At 43.9% G+C, this 16,430-nt stretch carries 17 protein-coding genes, 1 tRNA gene and 1 pseudogene; all 19 read right to left on the bottom strand.

The genetic code is table 11. The features are described 5' to 3' along the window. Positions 1-37: 37 nt before the first annotated feature. Positions 38-832, bottom strand: coding sequence for a phosphonate ABC transporter, permease protein PhnE (phnE, locus tag OIT45_RS06420; protein WP_056972242.1), 795 nt, complete (start codon positions 830-832; stop codon positions 38-40). Then, a complete protein-coding gene (gene phnE, locus OIT45_RS06415) occupies positions 832-1,614 on the bottom strand; it encodes a phosphonate ABC transporter, permease protein PhnE (RefSeq protein ID WP_003608852.1) in 783 nt (260 codons plus the stop codon). The genes phnE (OIT45_RS06420) and phnE (OIT45_RS06415) overlap by 1 nt, the downstream gene beginning before the upstream one ends. Before the next feature lie 3 nt (positions 1,615-1,617). Beyond that, positions 1,618-2,385, bottom strand: coding sequence for a phosphonate ABC transporter ATP-binding protein (phnC, locus tag OIT45_RS06410; protein ID WP_087044571.1), 768 nt, complete (start codon positions 2,383-2,385; stop codon positions 1,618-1,620). 142 nt (positions 2,386-2,527) lie between these two features. Beyond that, positions 2,528-3,460, bottom strand: a complete 933-nt coding sequence (locus tag OIT45_RS06405; RefSeq protein WP_264339933.1) for a phosphate/phosphite/phosphonate ABC transporter substrate-binding protein — start codon at positions 3,458-3,460, stop codon at positions 2,528-2,530. 303 nt (positions 3,461-3,763) lie between these two features. Beyond that, positions 3,764-4,720, bottom strand: a complete 957-nt coding sequence (locus tag OIT45_RS06400) for an acryloyl-CoA reductase (protein WP_199403909.1) — start codon at positions 4,718-4,720, stop codon at positions 3,764-3,766. 85 nt (positions 4,721-4,805) lie between these two features. Then, entirely contained in the window at positions 4,806-5,408 is a 603-nt protein-coding gene (locus OIT45_RS06395) for a thymidine kinase (RefSeq protein ID WP_199403910.1), read from the bottom strand. A gap of 125 nt (positions 5,409-5,533) precedes the next feature. Beyond that, the gene (locus OIT45_RS06390) at positions 5,534-6,250 is read right to left on the bottom strand and encodes a hypothetical protein (RefSeq protein ID WP_199403911.1); all 717 of its coding nucleotides are present in this window, start codon (positions 6,248-6,250) and stop codon (positions 5,534-5,536) included. A gap of 154 nt (positions 6,251-6,404) precedes the next feature. Then, complete coding sequence (locus OIT45_RS06385) at positions 6,405-7,550, bottom strand: LCP family protein (RefSeq protein WP_199403912.1); 1,146 nt, start codon at positions 7,548-7,550, stop codon at positions 6,405-6,407. Positions 7,551-7,656: 106 nt separating this feature from the next. Then, positions 7,657-8,280 (bottom strand): hypothetical protein, encoded by a 624-nt coding sequence (locus OIT45_RS06380; RefSeq protein WP_199403913.1) that lies wholly within the window; start codon positions 8,278-8,280, stop codon positions 7,657-7,659. Then, on the bottom strand, positions 8,277-9,053 hold the full coding sequence (locus tag OIT45_RS06375; protein ID WP_264340025.1) for a sensor histidine kinase: 777 nt from the start codon (positions 9,051-9,053) through the stop codon (positions 8,277-8,279). The genes OIT45_RS06380 and OIT45_RS06375 overlap by 4 nt, the downstream gene beginning before the upstream one ends. Positions 9,054-9,058: 5 nt before the next feature. Then, positions 9,059-9,673 carry a hypothetical protein gene (locus tag OIT45_RS06370; protein WP_264339931.1) on the bottom strand — a complete coding sequence of 205 codons (615 nt, stop codon included), beginning with the start codon at positions 9,671-9,673 and terminating at the stop codon, positions 9,059-9,061. Next, positions 9,670-10,332, bottom strand: coding sequence for a response regulator transcription factor (locus OIT45_RS06365; RefSeq protein WP_199403915.1), 663 nt, complete (start codon positions 10,330-10,332; stop codon positions 9,670-9,672). The genes OIT45_RS06370 and OIT45_RS06365 overlap by 4 nt, the downstream gene beginning before the upstream one ends. 117 nt (positions 10,333-10,449) lie before the next feature. Then, positions 10,450-11,133: a VIT family protein gene (locus OIT45_RS06360; protein ID WP_199403916.1), complete on the bottom strand. Its 684-nt coding sequence runs from the start codon at positions 11,131-11,133 to the stop codon at positions 10,450-10,452. A 15-nt stretch (positions 11,134-11,148) separates the two neighbouring features. Further along, positions 11,149-11,832 carry a VIT family protein gene (locus tag OIT45_RS06355; RefSeq protein ID WP_199403917.1) on the bottom strand — a complete coding sequence of 228 codons (684 nt, stop codon included), beginning with the start codon at positions 11,830-11,832 and terminating at the stop codon, positions 11,149-11,151. Positions 11,833-11,911: 79 nt separating this feature from the next. Beyond that, positions 11,912-12,370, bottom strand: a complete 459-nt coding sequence (locus OIT45_RS06350) for a universal stress protein (RefSeq protein WP_199403918.1) — start codon at positions 12,368-12,370, stop codon at positions 11,912-11,914. An 18-nt stretch (positions 12,371-12,388) separates the two neighbouring features. After that, positions 12,389-13,777, bottom strand: coding sequence for an Nramp family divalent metal transporter (locus OIT45_RS06345; RefSeq protein ID WP_264339930.1), 1,389 nt, complete (start codon positions 13,775-13,777; stop codon positions 12,389-12,391). A 416-nt stretch (positions 13,778-14,193) separates the two neighbouring features. After that, positions 14,194-14,589: an HNH endonuclease family protein gene (locus tag OIT45_RS06340; protein WP_264340024.1), complete on the bottom strand. Its 396-nt coding sequence runs from the start codon at positions 14,587-14,589 to the stop codon at positions 14,194-14,196. A gap of 17 nt (positions 14,590-14,606) precedes the next feature. Further along, positions 14,607-15,998, bottom strand: a pseudogene (locus tag OIT45_RS06335) (DUF262 domain-containing protein). 296 nt (positions 15,999-16,294) lie between these two features. Continuing rightward, positions 16,295-16,378, bottom strand: a tRNA-Leu gene (locus OIT45_RS06330). Between the last annotated feature and the right edge of the window lie 52 nt (positions 16,379-16,430).

Genomic DNA, 16,430 nt, shown 5'->3' with positions numbered 1-16,430 from the left:
GAGAAGGCCACCGAGTAATCGATGACCTTCTAACCTATTAGACTAGGCGCTTACGCAATTGACCTGACAAGAAGTCAATTACCGTCACCATGATGATGATTCCTAGCAAGATGATACCAACCTTTGGCCATTGACGTGTTTGCAAGGCAAAAATCAATGGCGCACCGATACCACCGGCACCAACCATACCCAAGATAGCCGCTGAACGAACTGCGATTTCAAATCGGTATAGCGTGTAATTCATAAATTCAGGCATAACCGCTGGCAATGTTGCCAACGTCAACCCATCAAGTGCTGATCCACCAGCTGCTACGATAGCTTCGTTCGGTCCGCGATCAATGTTTTCAACCGCTTCTGAGAACAACTTACCCAACATACCAATTGAGTGAATTGAGACCGCCAACACACCAGCGTAGGCACCAGGTCCAACTGCCTTAATGAACATGATGGCCATCACAATTTCAGGGAACACACGGATAACCGTCAAAATCACCTTACCCAACGTTGAACGTGGTGTGAAGAAGCCCTTCTTCGTGCGTGCGGCCAAGAAGGCAAATGGCACTGACAAAATCGCTGAAATGAATGTTCCTAAGAAGGCAATGGCCAGCGTTTCAACCAACGCTGTGATCAAATCTTCGCCATCCCCTGTATAAACGTAAGACCAATCCGGATGGAACAATCCTGTGAAAATAGCCTTCGTAATCAATAGTGCTTGTGGCTTAACTGACGACATTGGAATCCCAGAAAAGGCCCAAGCAAACAACGCAACAACCAACACTGTAATAATCCAAGGACGATAACGGTGCCAAGGACTTTGCTTAACTACTTGCATTATGCCAACGCCTCCCGCAATCGATTTGAAATGCCGTCAACAATCACGACAACAACCAAGATGGCCAAGATAACCACAGCCGTTCGATCGTAGCGGAACATTGAAAGTGTCTGACTCAAGAACAATCCAACACCACCGGCTCCCAAATATCCAAGCACCGTTGAGGCACGGACATTGATTTCCAATGTGTATAGGAAGTAACTCAAGAATTGATTGAATACTTGTGGGATAACCGCAAACACAATCGTTTGCAAGCTGTTGGCCCCCGCGGCCGTCAACGCTTCAATTGGTCCTTCATCAATCGTTTCGATTGCTTCATAGAACAACTTTGAAATCATACCAAAACTGAAAATTGTCAAAGCGCCGACACCGGCCATCGGACCGATACCAACAATCGCAACGAACAACGCTGCCAACAACAAGTCAGGCAAGGCACGCACTAAGTTCAAGAAGAAACGGACGATACCACGCACAATCGTGTTCTTCATCAAATTACGGGCTGCCAACAAACTGAATGGCACTGCAATAATCGTTCCCAACAACGTTCCGACCAAAGCCATTTGAATGGTCTGCAAAATTGGCGTAATTACCGCCGTGACATATGACCAATCAGGATTCATCATCTTAATCAAGATATCCATGAATTGTTCCCAACTAAAATCAGTTGAGACACCCGTCATGCGCCCTGATCCAAACAAAATTAATACAACTAGAAGCGTTGCCAGTAGACCCTTGACGTGCCATTTTTCGCTGAAACGCTGTTCAGGTAAACTTACATTCATCGTCTATTCTCCATCTGTTGCTTCAGCGTAAATACCGTCAAAGTCATTCTTGTTAACTTCTGCGATTGGCTTGTCATAAACAAGTTGACCAGCCCGCAACCCAATGATGCGCGTTGCGTATTCCATGGCAAGTGGCACACTGTGCAAGTTAACGACAACCGTCATACCCATTTCCGTGTTCAAACGCTTCAAGTCATCCATAACCATCTTGGTTGTCTTTGGATCAAGTGATGCGATTGGTTCGTCGGCCAAGACGACCGTTGGTGATTGCATCATGGCACGTGCAATAGCGACACGTTGTTGTTGTCCACCAGACAACTCGTCCGCACGCGTGTAGTACTTGTCGAGCATGTTAACCTTATCCAAGTTTTCAGCCGCTTTCGCCTTATCTTCCTTAGAGAATAGGCCAAACGTACTCTTGAACGTTGAGTAGTAACCCACGCGTCCGGCCAATACGTTACGCGCAACTGATGCACGCTTTACCAAGTTAAAGTTTTGGAAAATCATGGCGATGTTACGACGCAATTCGCGAAGCTTACGTCCCTTCGCAACCGTGATATCTTCACCATCAATCAAGATTTCACCTGACGTCACATCGTGTAGTCGGTTGATAGCACGCAACAACGTACTCTTACCGGCTCCTGAAAGACCAACAATCACAACGAACTCGCCTGAAGCGATATCCAAGTTAATGTTATCCAAACCAACCGTCCCGTTCGGATAAATCTTTGAAACGTTGTTAACTTTAATTGTGCCTTTTTGGGCTGTCATAATAACTCTCCACTCTTGTTTAACCTTGTTAACCAAATCCAGCGAAATCTGCTGAACCGTTTTACATGATATGTACGAAGAACGGACCTCACTGGGCAATGCCAGTAAAGCCCGTTCTTCTCGTTTTATTCAGAAATCAGTCTTACTTGATATCTTCAATTTGCTTTTGGTAATCGCGGACGATGTCAAAGTTTGAGTCCTTTGACTTCGCAACACCGGCCCAGCTGTAGACATCGTTCAAAACCTTCTTACCCTCAGCCGTCTTTGATACCTTGATCATGGCGTTTTGGATAGCCTTTAAATCCTTAGCTGAGATACCCTTACGCAAAGCAATTGTATCGTTAGGAATCTTTGACGTGTACATCAAAGCACGCGTTTGCTTGAAGACATCTGGGTTGTCCTTCTTAACAACGTTACGGGCATCATCAAAGATAAATGCTGCGTCCGTATCGCCGTTCAAGACTGACAAAACACCTTGGTCGTGACCCTTAACCGTAACTAGGTCAGAGTTCTTCACAACGTTCATACCCTTCTTCTTCAAGTCAACGACTGGGAACATGTAACCCGCGTCTGAAGTCGTATCTTGAACGGCAATCTTCTTACCCTTCAAGTCCTTAACTGACTTGATTTTTGAGTCCTTCTTTACCAAGACAATCGCACGGTAGTAATCAACAAGCTTCTTGGTGTTTGAACCGTCGCCCTTCTTGTCGTTAATACCGTAACGCTCTGATTGCAAGATAACCTTGGCACCGTATTGCTCGTGTGCGTGTACGTATGGGTCAGGTGGCAAGAATCCCATATCCACCTTCTTTGAACCCATCGCCTCAACAACCGTGTTGTAGTCAGTTGAGATGGTTACGTGCACTGGAATCCCCAATTGCTTCTTTAGCAACTTTTCCAGTGGCTTAGCCTTCGCTTGAATCGTGTCAGCTTGTGATGATGGCACGAATTGTACGTTCAACTCCTTCAAGCTAACCTTCTTTGATGCGGCATCAACTGATGCGACTGGCAATGCGGTAACAAGCGTTGATGCTGCAATCGTAAGTGCAGCCCCTGCAACAAGCTTTTTAAACATGTCCCTCTATACTCCTTAAATATGTGTGCGATTAAAGGTTGAGTTAAGGATAACACCGAACTTTCTTCATGACAATATGCATTTTGTTCATATTTATAGTTAAACGTTTTAAAAAAATATATACATTGACTATTAATGTTCGGTAAGTAGAATGTCGAGTTATTCATCCGTAAATCAGGACTTCATCCACGCTGTAAAGCTTATTCACAGACTTTTTGCATCATACATATGCAACGGTGGCTGGTGGGGACAAAATCAATAAAGACGCCGATCAGGTCTATCCAACCTGGTCGGCGTCTTTGTTTAAAATGTCAAAATTGTGCGTCCCTTATGTGTATGTACCGCAAATGCATCAAGTACATCTGGCAACTTTTCAAAAGACACTTGTTCAACTGGCAACGCATTCATCACATGCCAATCGGTCGCGAAACGTTGCCACAATAATTGGCGTGTCGGCATATCAGCTGCCACTGAATCGACACCTAAGATGCTAACGCCACGCAAAATCAGTGGGAACACTGACGTTGGTAAATCAGCGCCACCAGCATTACCCGTCATGGCGATGGCACCGTTGTAGTGCAACATAGCAATTAACTTAGCCGCTAATTCGCCGCCAACCGTATCAATCACGTAGTCATACGTTTGTGAAAGCAGCGGTTTGCTTGGCAGTGCCAAAATATCATCAGCTGTCATTTCATCTTCACCACCGCGGTGCACAATCGGCGTCACATTTTGATAGCCACTAGCTTGCAACAGCGCTAGCGCCACACTACCAACACCACCAGCTGCACCAGTCACCGCAATCTTGGGTTGATCAGCAACGCGCATCCCCAACCCTTCTAACTTCATAATGGCCAAACCAGCAGTAAAGCCAGCAGTTCCAATCGCCATAGCATCTTGCAGGGAAAGACCGTCCGGCAACTTCACCGCCCATTCCGCCGGTACTTGCACTTGCGTTGCAAAGCCACCATCATGACGAACACCTAGGTCATAGCCAGTTACTAGCACTTCATCCCCCACCGCAAACAATGCTGAATTCGACGCTACAACCGTCCCGCTCACATCAATGCCCGGCACCATTGGATATTGGCGAATCACGCCACCCTTGGGCAATGTTGCTAAGTAATCTTTATAGTTCACACTCGAAAAAGCCGTTTGAATTTGAATTTCACCAGCCGCTAACTTGGGTAAGTTCCGCTCAGCAAAATCACCTTGCACAACCCCTTCAGTATCAGTCATCACATACGCTGTTGCTGTCATCTTGTTATCCCCCAAAACCTGTTTCTTCCAATATATCATGAATACGAAAAAGCCACTGTCGCAAAACCAGCAGTGGCTTGATTCACTAATTTTGTTTACGGAAACGAGCCGCAATGGCTGCCTCATCCGGGTGATAGTAGTGGTAACGAGAAACTGGTAAATAAGCTTCATCCCCACCAATTTCAATTTGTTCACCTTCATACACCGGCTTACCGTCATGAATACGTAAATTCATCGTCGCCTTTTTCGTCCCAAACGAATCGAGCGTCTTCATTTCTTCCAGCTTATCCGCGAAAATCAACAACGCCTCAGATCCAGGAAACAAGTGATTTGAGAAATCGTTCTTCAAACCGAACGCCATTACTGGAACGTCTAAATCATCCACAATATGCGCAAGTTGCATGACTTGTTCACGCGTCATAAATTGCGCTTCATCAATCAAGACAATTGCTGGTTGCTCAACTTGACCCGCCACCATTTCAAATAGGTCGTCCGTCGCATGAATAACACCAGCATCTTGCTTCAAGCCGATACGCGATGAAATTTCACCGACATTCGTGCGGTCATCTAATGCAGAAGTCAGGAGCATCGGCTTGCGTCCTTGGACCTCGTAATTATGAGCCACCTTCAGAATTTCAATCGACTTCCCCGAAGCCATCGTGCCATATACAAACGTTAATTGCGTCATAGCGTCCAACCTTTCACTCTCAATGATGCTGTGTCTTCATTAAGTGTACTAGATTAGTCAACTAACGCTACTGATAAAAAAAGCGATTGATACACCCATCAATCGCCTAAATCATATTAAATATTTCAACTACTGTGCTTGTTAAGTATGCTGTTTGCGTTATCAGCAGTCGTTTGGGCATCTTGTTCGGCCGCCTTCAACTCATCGGTCAACTCTGAAACTCTAGAATTCAAAGAATTAATTTGGTCATCCTTGCCACTTGAAGCTTTCTTTAGATCATTAACCTGGTTATTCAATGCATCAAATCGGCTTTGCAAATCCCCAATCCTACCATTCAAATTCCCAACTTGGGCCGCCAAAGCATCAACTTCCTTTTGCTTCTCAGCTACTTTTTGATTACCCTCATCAATCTTCTGTTGAATTTCAGTAATCTTTTGTTGAATTTCAGCATCCTTTTGACTTAGTTGCCCCTTCAAACTGTCATTCTCCGCTTTAGCTTGATTCAACGAGCTAGTCAAAGTAGACACCTGTTGCTGGGCACTGACTAGTTGTTGTTGCGCATCATTCAACCTTGTTTCAGCGTCACGCTTTTGTTCAGTCAATGTTGCGATTTGCTTATCAGCATCACTTAATTGTTGCTTCAATGCTGCCACTTGGTTTTCACGACTTGTCAATAGGCCATCAAGCTGACCCAGCACACCATTAATGCGGGTCATATTGTCATGACCACTCCAGCCGTTAAACGCTGCCGAAGCCCCCACTGCTGTAGTAGTTGCTAGTCCAACTACTGCAATCCCCAAAAACACTTTAGACTTACACAGAGCCAAAATCTTATCTAACATGATTAAAAAAATCCTTTCGTATATATCTCTTACTTTTAATCAGTAAAATCAATATACGAAAGGATGTTCCCCTAAACAATAACCGCTTTTTTCAGCTAAATAAAATCTAAAATCTTGACTAATCTGACTTTGAACAGCCTAACATAGCACATTTTTATTGCGCTTGTTCTACCGCGTCAGTTGTTGCTGTCAGCGTTGGCACGCCAATCGCAGCAGCTTCTGCATCAGAAATCTTACCAGCGTACAAGTTACCTGTTTCCGCTTCATCCAAATTCAATGAACGACGCAGAACATTCGTCGCACGTTGTTCTTCTTGACGTGACACGACTTCAGTAGAACCTGATGCCAAGTTGTATCCCTGACCTTGAATGTAATCTGACTTGATGTTCTTCGTAGCATTTAGATATTTTGTGCCAATCGTTGTCATGTCACCAAACGTCAAATCAGTCTTCACTGATTTAGAAAGTGATGTCATGAACCCATCTGTCAGCAATGATGCTGGATTGGCCTTGGCTTTATCAACAACTGCCTCCAACACCAAGCGTTGACGTTGTTGACGGCCATAATCACCACGTGGATCATCGTAACGCATGCGTGAGAAAGCCAATGCTGCCTTACCGTCCATCTTGGTATACGTCTTCGTTTTGCCATCCTCACCGGTATGCGTAAATGTGCTACTATCCTTGACGAAGCTGTACAGGTTACCAGGCGTTGCGTGTGCAGTATCTGGATTAAAGTCAAACGTGAGCGGTGATTTAACTTTCACACCACCAAGTTCATCAACAACCTGCTCCAAGCCACCCATATTAACCAACGCATAATAATCAATTGGAACATTCAACCAATCTTGCACCGTTTCAATCGCGGTCTTGGCTGATCCCAATTCATAAGCGGCATTAATCTTTTGCGGGAACGTATCTTCATACCCAGGCACAGCAACCAAGGTATCACGTGGAATCGACATAATCGTCGTCTCCTCTTTTTGCGGATTAATCGTCATAATCATCATCGAATCCGTACGACCCTTGTCATCACGACCCAGCTCACCCGTATCAGTTCCCATCAACAAGACTGAAATTGGCTTGCCATCTTGAATCGTCGCAGAGACATCACGCGCCTTTTTAATCCCAGCACCTTGATAAGTCTTGTCGACCACCGTCTTTGCACGCATCGACGTAAAGCCCACAATACCGACCAACACCAACAACGTCACGACGACCAACGCACCGATTAAACGTCCCCAGCGTACGCCATGGCGCTTTCTAACACGCGATTGTTCATTTCTATTCTGCTCTGTCATGTTCACTAAATTCCTCTACTTAAACTAATATAGGGTTAAGCATACGGAGGAGTTGTATCTAACTTGTATCGCAAATAAAAAAGCCCGCAAATCCGCGAGCCTCCTTCTAAATAAGTGTGATTACTAAACTGGCATTTGATTTTGCTAGTCGATAATTAATGCCTGATACGAATTGTTGACTGATTTCACCATCAGCCAGGCTTTCTTGATGACGCAACGTCACGTTAATGTTATTGCGCCAATTTTGCGCAATCGTTTGCAACGGCAGGTTAACATCGTCACCGAACCATTGCAGATTCAAAATTAAATTGTTACTAGGTACAAACTCAAAATCAATCTCATTTGTTTTACTCATCGCACTAACATAATAGGTCGTCACAACCTCACCATTGGTTGAGTGATACACTCGTTTTTCAACATCAAGTATCTGTAAATCATTAGGAATATCGCCGACAACTGGTTCCAGTATTTTCTTTAAATCAACCCCGCCTGCTTCGTCGACGTCACTTTTAAACTTAATCGGATTGGCGTATTCAGTCACAACGGTTAAGGCCTCAGCATTGCTTAATAGCATTTGTTGCTTATTGGGCAAACTATACGCCGTCTGATGTGGTGCCTGCTGACTATAATGATTATCTTGCCAGTGCACAAATAGTTGGAGCATGCCGATTACTAGGAAGAAAAAGAGAATCGCCAAGCCGAGCACAAGCCAATTTTGCTTTTGTTTCATCGTTCAATATCTTGCGCCGGCACCTGAATGCTGACGGTCACTCCTTCCCCAGAATTATTCTTTAAGGCTACACGCCACCCCAAAGCCGTACTAATTCTTTTGACAATCGACAATCCTAATCCAAGGTGATCATCTTCGCCAAGCTCGCTATCCGTGACGAACGGTTCAAACACATCATCGACGGCCTGTTCATCTAATCCATGACCATTATCAGTTATCGTGATTGTCAGTCCCGTTTCATTCAAGTCTTCCGCCACCGTAATTCGACCACCTTGTTGCGGCAATGCTTTGACGGCATTATCCAGCAGATTGACCAACATTTCTGAAACCAAGCCCATATCTGTACGCAAACGATAGTCGACCTGATTTGCATAATCAAATTGGAAGCCATGAGCGGTTTGCTGTCGAATGCCAAGTGCAATATCTGTCACCTTTTCGTGCAACATCTGACTGCTAATAGTTTCACGCTGTAAAGTCACGTGATCATATTGAATCAACTGACTGATACGGCTACCGAGCTGCTTTAATCGCGTGCTTTCATCCACAATATAACGCACCGCCTCTTGCTTCACCTCTTCAGTAACATTCGATTCAGCAATAAGCTCGGCATACCCCAAAATAATCGTCAACGGCGTATTAATTTCGTGGGTCAAATGACTCGCAAACTCTTTTTGAAACGCCGCATTTTCACGTTCAGATGCCACCATCGCCTGAATTTGATGTGCCATCTGGTTAAAATCATTTACCAATTCTGTCAATTCATCATGGCGCATCGGCTTCAAGGGCTGATAACCCATCGGATCTGTCTGAAACGACTGACTGGCCTGGCGTAATTGATGAACCGCACCAAGATTTGCTTCGTTAAGATATAAATAATTGCCGTCGATACTAAGAACAACACCAACAAGTTAACCTGCACATCACGAAGCAATCGCTTTTGCGCCACATACACCGAATTCAAATCCGTAAACGTACTAATGTAATACGTCTTACGCAACAGTTGTACCTTAATCGTCGCCACGACATATTTTCGATTACCGTCCAACAAATATTGAATTTGTTGTTTATCACTATCTAGCAAATTCAAACGATTAGCTTGCTTAACTGCCATGTCCTCGCGATAAATCAACTTTTGCTTCGCATCCCAAACCAACACATTATCTTGCGTTGTGCCGACGAACTTAATTACCTGTGCCTCTTTGATACCTTTATCTTGTTGATAGTCCAGCTGTTGGACTTGTCGCGCCGTCTGCTTATTAAGGACTGCGGCGCTTGACTCTTTTTCCTGCAGGCCACTTTCAAAACTACGATGCAACACCAATACACTATTAATCGATAGCGACGCAACCAAAGTCACAATGAAAGCAATGAACAATTTAATCGAAATTTTCATAGCGTCTCCATTCGATAACCAACGCGGAACACCGTCGTAATCCGGTCAGCCAGGCCCAGCTTTTTACGTAGTCGTTGCACATGTAAATCGACAGTTCGGGTATCCACCATGTCATCCGCAAAATCCCAGATGTTTTCATAAAGTGTTTCACGCGCTAAAGTGACCCCCTGGTTGCGCACGAAATAAACCAACAACTCGAATTCCTTGTTCGTTAAATCCACCAACTCACCATCCCGACGAACCGTTTGTTGGGTGACATCAATTACCAAATTATCATACGTCATTCTCTCATCGGCATGGCCGTATACTCGACGCATAACCGCTTCGACCCGACTCTTCAGTACTTCCAGATGGAATGGCTTTGTGATGTAGTCATCCGCTCCCAACTGCAGGCCCTGCACAACATCCGCCACCTCAGTTTTAGCCGTCAAAAAGATGACTGGTATTTCCTTATCTGTGATATACGGCAAAACGTCATAACCACTCATCTTAGGCAACGTGATATCCAATAACACCAGATCAATCTTTGTCGATTGCAGGCTTGCAACGGCATCTTCACCAGTGAACGCTTGCACGATATCATACGTATTCATCAAACTCATTTTGACAAGCTGGTTAATTCGCACACTGTCGTCGACTATTAGAATTGTTCGCTTCATGACAACTGCCTTCCTTCACTAATTCGTAATGACAGTCTATCATATCTCACGTTTGTATCTCAGTTGTATCTCACGCAAAGAAAAAGCGCTCGATTTCTCGAACGCTTGTTGTCTCTTTTAGAAGAACAATCCAATTGTGTAGTGAATGGCAATCGTCAGCAAGCCGATGACCACATTACGTTTAACTGCTCGGCTAGCAAATCCCTTTCCAATCAACGCACTCAGGTAACCCTTTAGTGCCACCGCTACTGTCGTCGCTAGAATAGTTGCCCAGAATTGCCAACGAATTGGTGCAAAGTACAACGCTAGCAGCGGGAACGCCCCACCAATCGCCGCACAGAACAATGATGAAAACGCGGCTGCCCATGGGCTGACATAGTGGCCCAATTGGACATTATATTTCGTTGATAAAATCGTTTCTAAAGGCGACTTGGCCATCAACTCGGTCGCAATTTCTGCAGCTGTCGCTTCAGAAACCCCACGGTCCAGATAGAATTGACGAATGTCTGTCGCCACACCATCTGGATCAACGTTCAGGCGCTGTGTTTCAAGGTCAACGACGACCTTTTCCGCGTCCGCTTGCGAACTAACTGACGCATACTCACCAGATGCCATCGACAAAGCACAGGCCAACAAGTCAGCCAAACCAGCGATCAAAATTGTAAACTGATTGGTCGTGGCAGCGCCAACCGAAAATAGAACACCAACAACTGTTAGAATTCCGTCATTTGAACCGAGCACACCGGCACGAATAGCGTTCAAACGCTCTTCCATCGTTTGATGTGTCTTAACTTTTTTCATGGTTGCACGCTCCTCCTATCGACCAATCAACGTTCCAATGTAGAACGTCACAATCATTGTGAACACTCCTGCGACGACATTGCGTAACGTCGCTTTCTTCTCATTTGCCCCCGACAAGTGGGCCGCTGAATAACCCGTAATCGCCAACGCAATCAAAACGGCCACTCCAGTCGCAGCAACGCGAATATGTGGTGGGAATAGGGTAATTGCCAGCATTGGCAATAATGATCCGAGTGGGAATGACACCATCGACGCAATCGCTGCTCCGACAGCTGACATCTCGTGGTGCAACGTAAAGCCATAACGTTCACGAACCGTCGTTCCAAGCGGATCCTTCGTCATCATTTCTTGTGTCGCCTTGTTTGCTAGGCGTTCAGAAATACCTTGCGCCTCATACTTCTTTTGTACGAACGCAAACTCGTCATCATAACGGTTATTCAATGCATCATTCTGCACCGCTTCCGCCTTAATTTGTGCGTCATTTTGCGAGTGTACCGAAACATATTCTCCCATCGCCATTGAAACCGTACCGGCTAGCGCTCCGGCGAAACCGGCAATAAAAATAGCGAATGAATTCGTCGTTGCACCGGCCACACCAATAACAATACCGGAAACCGACAAAATCCCATCATTCGCCCCCATCACGGACGCACGAATCAAATTATTTCGTTGTGCTAATGTTTGTTTATCCTTTGCCATCCTATTCACTTTCTACTTTTTAAAACTAAAAAGCGCCTTTGATTATGTATCACACACAACCAAAAGCGCTTAAGCTTGCCTAACGACGGGCAATCAATGATGAAATCTTAGCGTGTCGCGCAATGTACACTGCTTGTGATCCCAACGATGGCCACATACCTTGCTTTGAGTGCGCGCCGACAATCAGTAGGTCAGCCTTAATTTCAGGTGCCACCTCCATTGCTAGTACTTCACCAGCTTTAGCACCATCGGCCAAAACCGTCTTGACATCAGTCACACCCTGCTCAACAGCGTATGCCTTATACGTTTGCAAGTTCTTTTCTAAATCTTCACGACGCTTATTCACAGCTGACAAGCTCAAGACGTCTGTTGTTGAAAGATCCCCAAGTTCCAACACAGTTGCAATCGTCAACTTTGCTTGATCTTCTAGCGCCTGGTGGACAGCACTTGCTAATGCAACTTGTCCTTGTTCTGATTCATCAACCCCAACCAAAACGTGTTGGTAGGCTGTTTGAATATCTGATAGTTCCAAAGCCATTTCATCATCCCCCGAAAATTAAAGTAACTTGCCCACAATTTGAATTACCAATTGAATGTTCAAACCTGTCAACAACAAGAAGACCAACCAGGCGACAATCGTCATCCACTTTGAAATGATGAACTCTTCACCCATAATCTTCTTTGAACTTGTCATCCAAATAAGCGGTGCCATTGCAAATGGCAAAGCAACTGACAAGAAGACTTGTGAGTACACAAGCAATTGATCAAGCTTATCTTCAGCACCACCGTAAATCAATGTAAAGGCGACAACTGGAATCAACGCCAATCCACGCGTAATCACACGACGTAGCCACATTGGCACGCGCAAATGCAAGAATCCAGCCATGATAATTTCACCGGTCAACGTACCCGTAATGGTTGAGTTTTGACCTGAAGCCAACAACGCAACGGCAAACAACGTTGAAAGAACTGGTGATGCAATCGCCCCCGCAATCGTCTTGTCACCCAAAGCGTTATACATCTGTCCGAAAGTTCCAACTGAATTTGCGTGTCCAAAGAACATCGCAGCCCCCAAAATCAACAACATTGAGTTAATCACAAAGGCCATTGAAAGTTGGATGTTTGAATCCCAAGCCATAAAGCGAACAGATTCCTTCAACTCTTCCTTGTTCTCGCGGTTAACCTTACGCGTTTGGGCGATAGATGAGTGCAAATACAAGTTGTGCGGCATAACCGTCGCACCAATAATACCCAGCGTCATAACCAATGGCGAATCCGCCCCTGCCACACCGTGTGTGTTAACAGCTTGAATCTTTGGCAAGTAACCGCCAAACATCGCTGCAATATCAGGACGAGATAAGACAACGAGATACAAGAATACAAACAAGATTGTCATAATCAACGTAATAACAATCGCTTCAATCTTTCGGAACCCAAAACGCATCAACAACAATAGCAACAAAACATCAAATGCCGTTGTTAAAACAGATACAATCATTGACCAACCGAACAACAAGTGGAGCGCAATGGCACCACCGATAACTTCGGCGATATCAGTGGCCATCAGCGCCAACTCAGTAATAATCCATAGCGCAATACCGCCACCCTTACTGGTGCGGTTTCGTGTTGCTTGCGCCAGGTCTTCACCAGTGACCATCCCCATCTTTCCAGCCATATACTGGAGCATCATGGCAATCAATGATGAAATCAACACAATTGACAATAGCAAGTAGTGATATGTTGCACCACCTGTTACTGACGTTACCCAATTACCGGGATCCATGTAACCAACCGCCACCAAGGCACCTGGTCCTGAAAACGCCCAGAGCTTACGCCAAAAATAACCGTTCTTTGGCGGCACAATTGACCCGTTAACTTCTGCCAAGCTGGCATCGTCTGCGGCGTTTTGAATCAACCCGTTCTTACCGTTTGTCACACTTTCCATGACAAAACCTCCAAATTATCAATTTGGATTGCGGTCTCAGTACTATTCAGTTTTACGCTTATCGCTAAATATTTAGTGGTATTCGTATGCTAAATGCTAAATAAAAGTCATAAAGAATTTCGTCCAACTTGGCTGTTGAAAGCTTATGACAATAATTTAACCGAGAGCCACTACAACCCATCTCCTACAATTTAGCACTGTTTTCAAGTAATAGGAAAAACCTCCCCTAAAAAAGACAGCCCCTTACAATGAGCAAACAAAAGTATACAGCTTTCAGAAACATCTTCCTGTTCAGCGGAATAATTGATGCAAAAAGAAAAGACGTTCGATTTCTCGAACGTCTTACTTGTAACCCGAAGGTCACTATATTATACCTTCGGATGGGGCTGCCGCAGCAAAGCTTTCCCCTCTACGCATTAATTAACCTCAGAAAATATAAAATCCACAATACGCTTTGCGGACTCGTCAGTCGCTTCTTCAATATCTTTTTTAGTCCAAACATCTTTATCTAAACTACCGAGATATTTGGCAATTGGATATTGCGAGTTTTGGTATCCGTCTTTCTCACCAGCTCGTCCAATTCTTTTTTCATGCAATGCCGGATTGCCTAAAGAACGATTAATTCCCGATTCCAATAAAATCTTGTTTCCCAGCAAATCCTTGTATTCTTCAGCTTGCTCTTCACTTTCAAATCCTGATTGAACTCTAATATCCAACAGGTTATTTCCACTCGCAGGCACCACATGTTCCACATCAGGCGCTTTATCAAACGTCAAAAATACAGGTTCAACACTATTTTCCTGAGCAAACAGATATTCGTTAAGTGTTACTAACGAGATGTTGACCTTTTATTTTGAAGTTGAGTCATAATACTCTCACGATCAAAATGTTCAGCTATGTGTTTCTCAAAATTTTTAATAACGTCAGATGTCATCACACCCTGACCTAAAGCCATATTTTGGTTGTACAAAAAGACTTTAAAGTTGCTTGAAGAATAGCCAACCTCAACAATCTCTAGTAGCACAAACATTTTCAGCAAGGTTCGCATGTAATTTGCTACGGTAATGGCGCCATCTTCTTTAGGCTTCAAAAACATGTAAGTTGCCAAGTATAGACGGAAATTACTATTAAATTTACCTAGAAGCGTTACCAAATATCGTTGATCTATAGTCATTGAATCCCAAGACCAGTTATACGCGATTGTTTTCAAGTCACTCACAAACTCTTGTGGATTATCTAAATATCTAGGTTCCATGTCAATAAAGTATCTGCGCAAACCAGGTAACGTTGTTGACTTTTGGTTAAGACGTGCACGATTTATATACATATATTGGAGCAACAAATCATCCACATTTGATGTTCGTACCAATTCTTGCCAAGTATCCATGAACTTTTGCCGTTCCTCACCATCAGCAGTTTTTCCATACATCTTCGCAGAAAAAATATCCGCATCTGATAAAGGCAATCCTGTGGAATTTAAGGAATTAAAAATTTCAATAGCTTCTTCCATGTCATAAGAAACAATCGTAATAATTTGTGATTGATATAGTATGCGCTTTGCGAAATTATTTAATTTTAAAGTGTCTAATTGGTCAAACTTTTCGACAAAATAATTAAACGTCCTAAAGTACTTTGTTTTACGATTATCACCGCGCTTATACTTTATATCTTGAACGTCATGTCGAATCATCTCAGCATTTTCGCCGCGTAAAATAGTATTTACTTCAGTTTTATACGGTTCATTGATTGAATTATTTACATATTTCGTTTCCAATTCACCCAACGATGTTGCACCATCCACAACATCATAAGCATCATCTTCACTAATAACAAACAAAGCGCTCAAAATTTCTCGTTGTCGGTCTTGAAGCTGTCGATATAATTTCCGTTCATCTTGTTCACCTGCCGCTGGGTCAGCAACAGCTTTAATTCTTAGGTATAACGCCTTAAGCAGCAACATGAACGTAGTTGTTCTTTGCTGACCATCAATAAGCGTACTGTTTTCGTCACCAGTACTCCCAAGCATGATAACAGATCCTAGAAAATACGTGCTTTCTTCGTTTGATTATTCAACAAACGACTCTAAATCTTGCCAAAGTCGGTCAACTTGTTCATTAACATTCCAATCATAAGCTCGTTGATATTCGGGAATTATAAATCGTTTTGACTCTGTCAAAAAATCCTTCAGCCACTTCAAATTTGAATCAATGTCTTTTTTCATAGTAAAATGCCAAACTTTCTTTCGTTAATCGAACTCACTCTCATACTTTTTCAGACCTACATTCAATCCTTATTGTATCAAAATGTTCGAACTAACATCGAAACCGACCACTACACATAATTTCTATAAAATATCTTTTCCAGCCCCCCCAGAATGACAGGTCAGCCAACATGACGCAATCAATGATAAATCAGGCTGGGAATGTCGGAGGTTTTAGACCAACAGTTGCTGTAACAAAAAGAAAAGACGTTCGATTTCTCGAACGTCTTACTTGTAACCCGAAGGTCTTTAGATTATGCCGTCGGTGGGGGTCGAACCCACACTCCCTTGCGGGAACTGGATTTTGAGTCCAGCGCGTCTGCCTATTCCGCCACAACGGCATGATTATTATTAGATAAGACCTGAGGCCTGCTTGGAAACCCGAAGATTTCC

The organism is Weissella sp. LMG 11983, from assembly GCF_025908495.1.
Lineage (GTDB): Bacteria > Bacillota > Bacilli > Lactobacillales > Lactobacillaceae > Weissella > Weissella fermenti.
This window is presented reverse-complemented; position numbering and strand designations above follow the sequence as displayed.

Excerpts from the sequence above, each read along its gene's own strand:
- phnE (WP_056972242.1), bottom strand. The coding sequence starts at position 832 with ATGCAAGTAGTTAAGCAAAGTCCTTGGCACCGTTATCGTCCTTGGATT.
- phnE (WP_003608852.1), bottom strand. The coding sequence starts at position 1,614 with ATGAATGTAAGTTTACCTGAACAGCGTTTCAGCGAAAAATGGCACGTC.
- phnC (WP_087044571.1), bottom strand. The coding sequence starts at position 2,385 with ATGACAGCCCAAAAAGGCACAATTAAAGTTAACAACGTTTCAAAGATT.
- OIT45_RS06405 (WP_264339933.1), bottom strand. The coding sequence starts at position 3,460 with ATGTTTAAAAAGCTTGTTGCAGGGGCTGCACTTACGATTGCAGCATCA.
- OIT45_RS06400 (WP_199403909.1), bottom strand. The coding sequence starts at position 4,720 with ATGACAGCAACAGCGTATGTGATGACTGATACTGAAGGGGTTGTGCAA.
- OIT45_RS06395 (WP_199403910.1), bottom strand. The coding sequence starts at position 5,408 with ATGACGCAATTAACGTTTGTATATGGCACGATGGCTTCGGGGAAGTCG.
- OIT45_RS06390 (WP_199403911.1), bottom strand. The coding sequence starts at position 6,250 with ATGTTAGATAAGATTTTGGCTCTGTGTAAGTCTAAAGTGTTTTTGGGG.
- OIT45_RS06385 (WP_199403912.1), bottom strand. The coding sequence starts at position 7,550 with ATGACAGAGCAGAATAGAAATGAACAATCGCGTGTTAGAAAGCGCCAT.
- OIT45_RS06380 (WP_199403913.1), bottom strand. The coding sequence starts at position 8,280 with ATGAAACAAAAGCAAAATTGGCTTGTGCTCGGCTTGGCGATTCTCTTT.
- OIT45_RS06375 (WP_264340025.1), bottom strand. The coding sequence starts at position 9,053 with ATGCGCCATGATGAATTGACAGAATTGGTAAATGATTTTAACCAGATG.
- OIT45_RS06370 (WP_264339931.1), bottom strand. The coding sequence starts at position 9,673 with ATGAAAATTTCGATTAAATTGTTCATTGCTTTCATTGTGACTTTGGTT.
- OIT45_RS06365 (WP_199403915.1), bottom strand. The coding sequence starts at position 10,332 with ATGAAGCGAACAATTCTAATAGTCGACGACAGTGTGCGAATTAACCAG.
- OIT45_RS06360 (WP_199403916.1), bottom strand. The coding sequence starts at position 11,133 with ATGAAAAAAGTTAAGACACATCAAACGATGGAAGAGCGTTTGAACGCT.
- OIT45_RS06355 (WP_199403917.1), bottom strand. The coding sequence starts at position 11,832 with ATGGCAAAGGATAAACAAACATTAGCACAACGAAATAATTTGATTCGT.
- OIT45_RS06350 (WP_199403918.1), bottom strand. The coding sequence starts at position 12,370 with ATGGCTTTGGAACTATCAGATATTCAAACAGCCTACCAACACGTTTTG.
- OIT45_RS06345 (WP_264339930.1), bottom strand. The coding sequence starts at position 13,777 with ATGGAAAGTGTGACAAACGGTAAGAACGGGTTGATTCAAAACGCCGCA.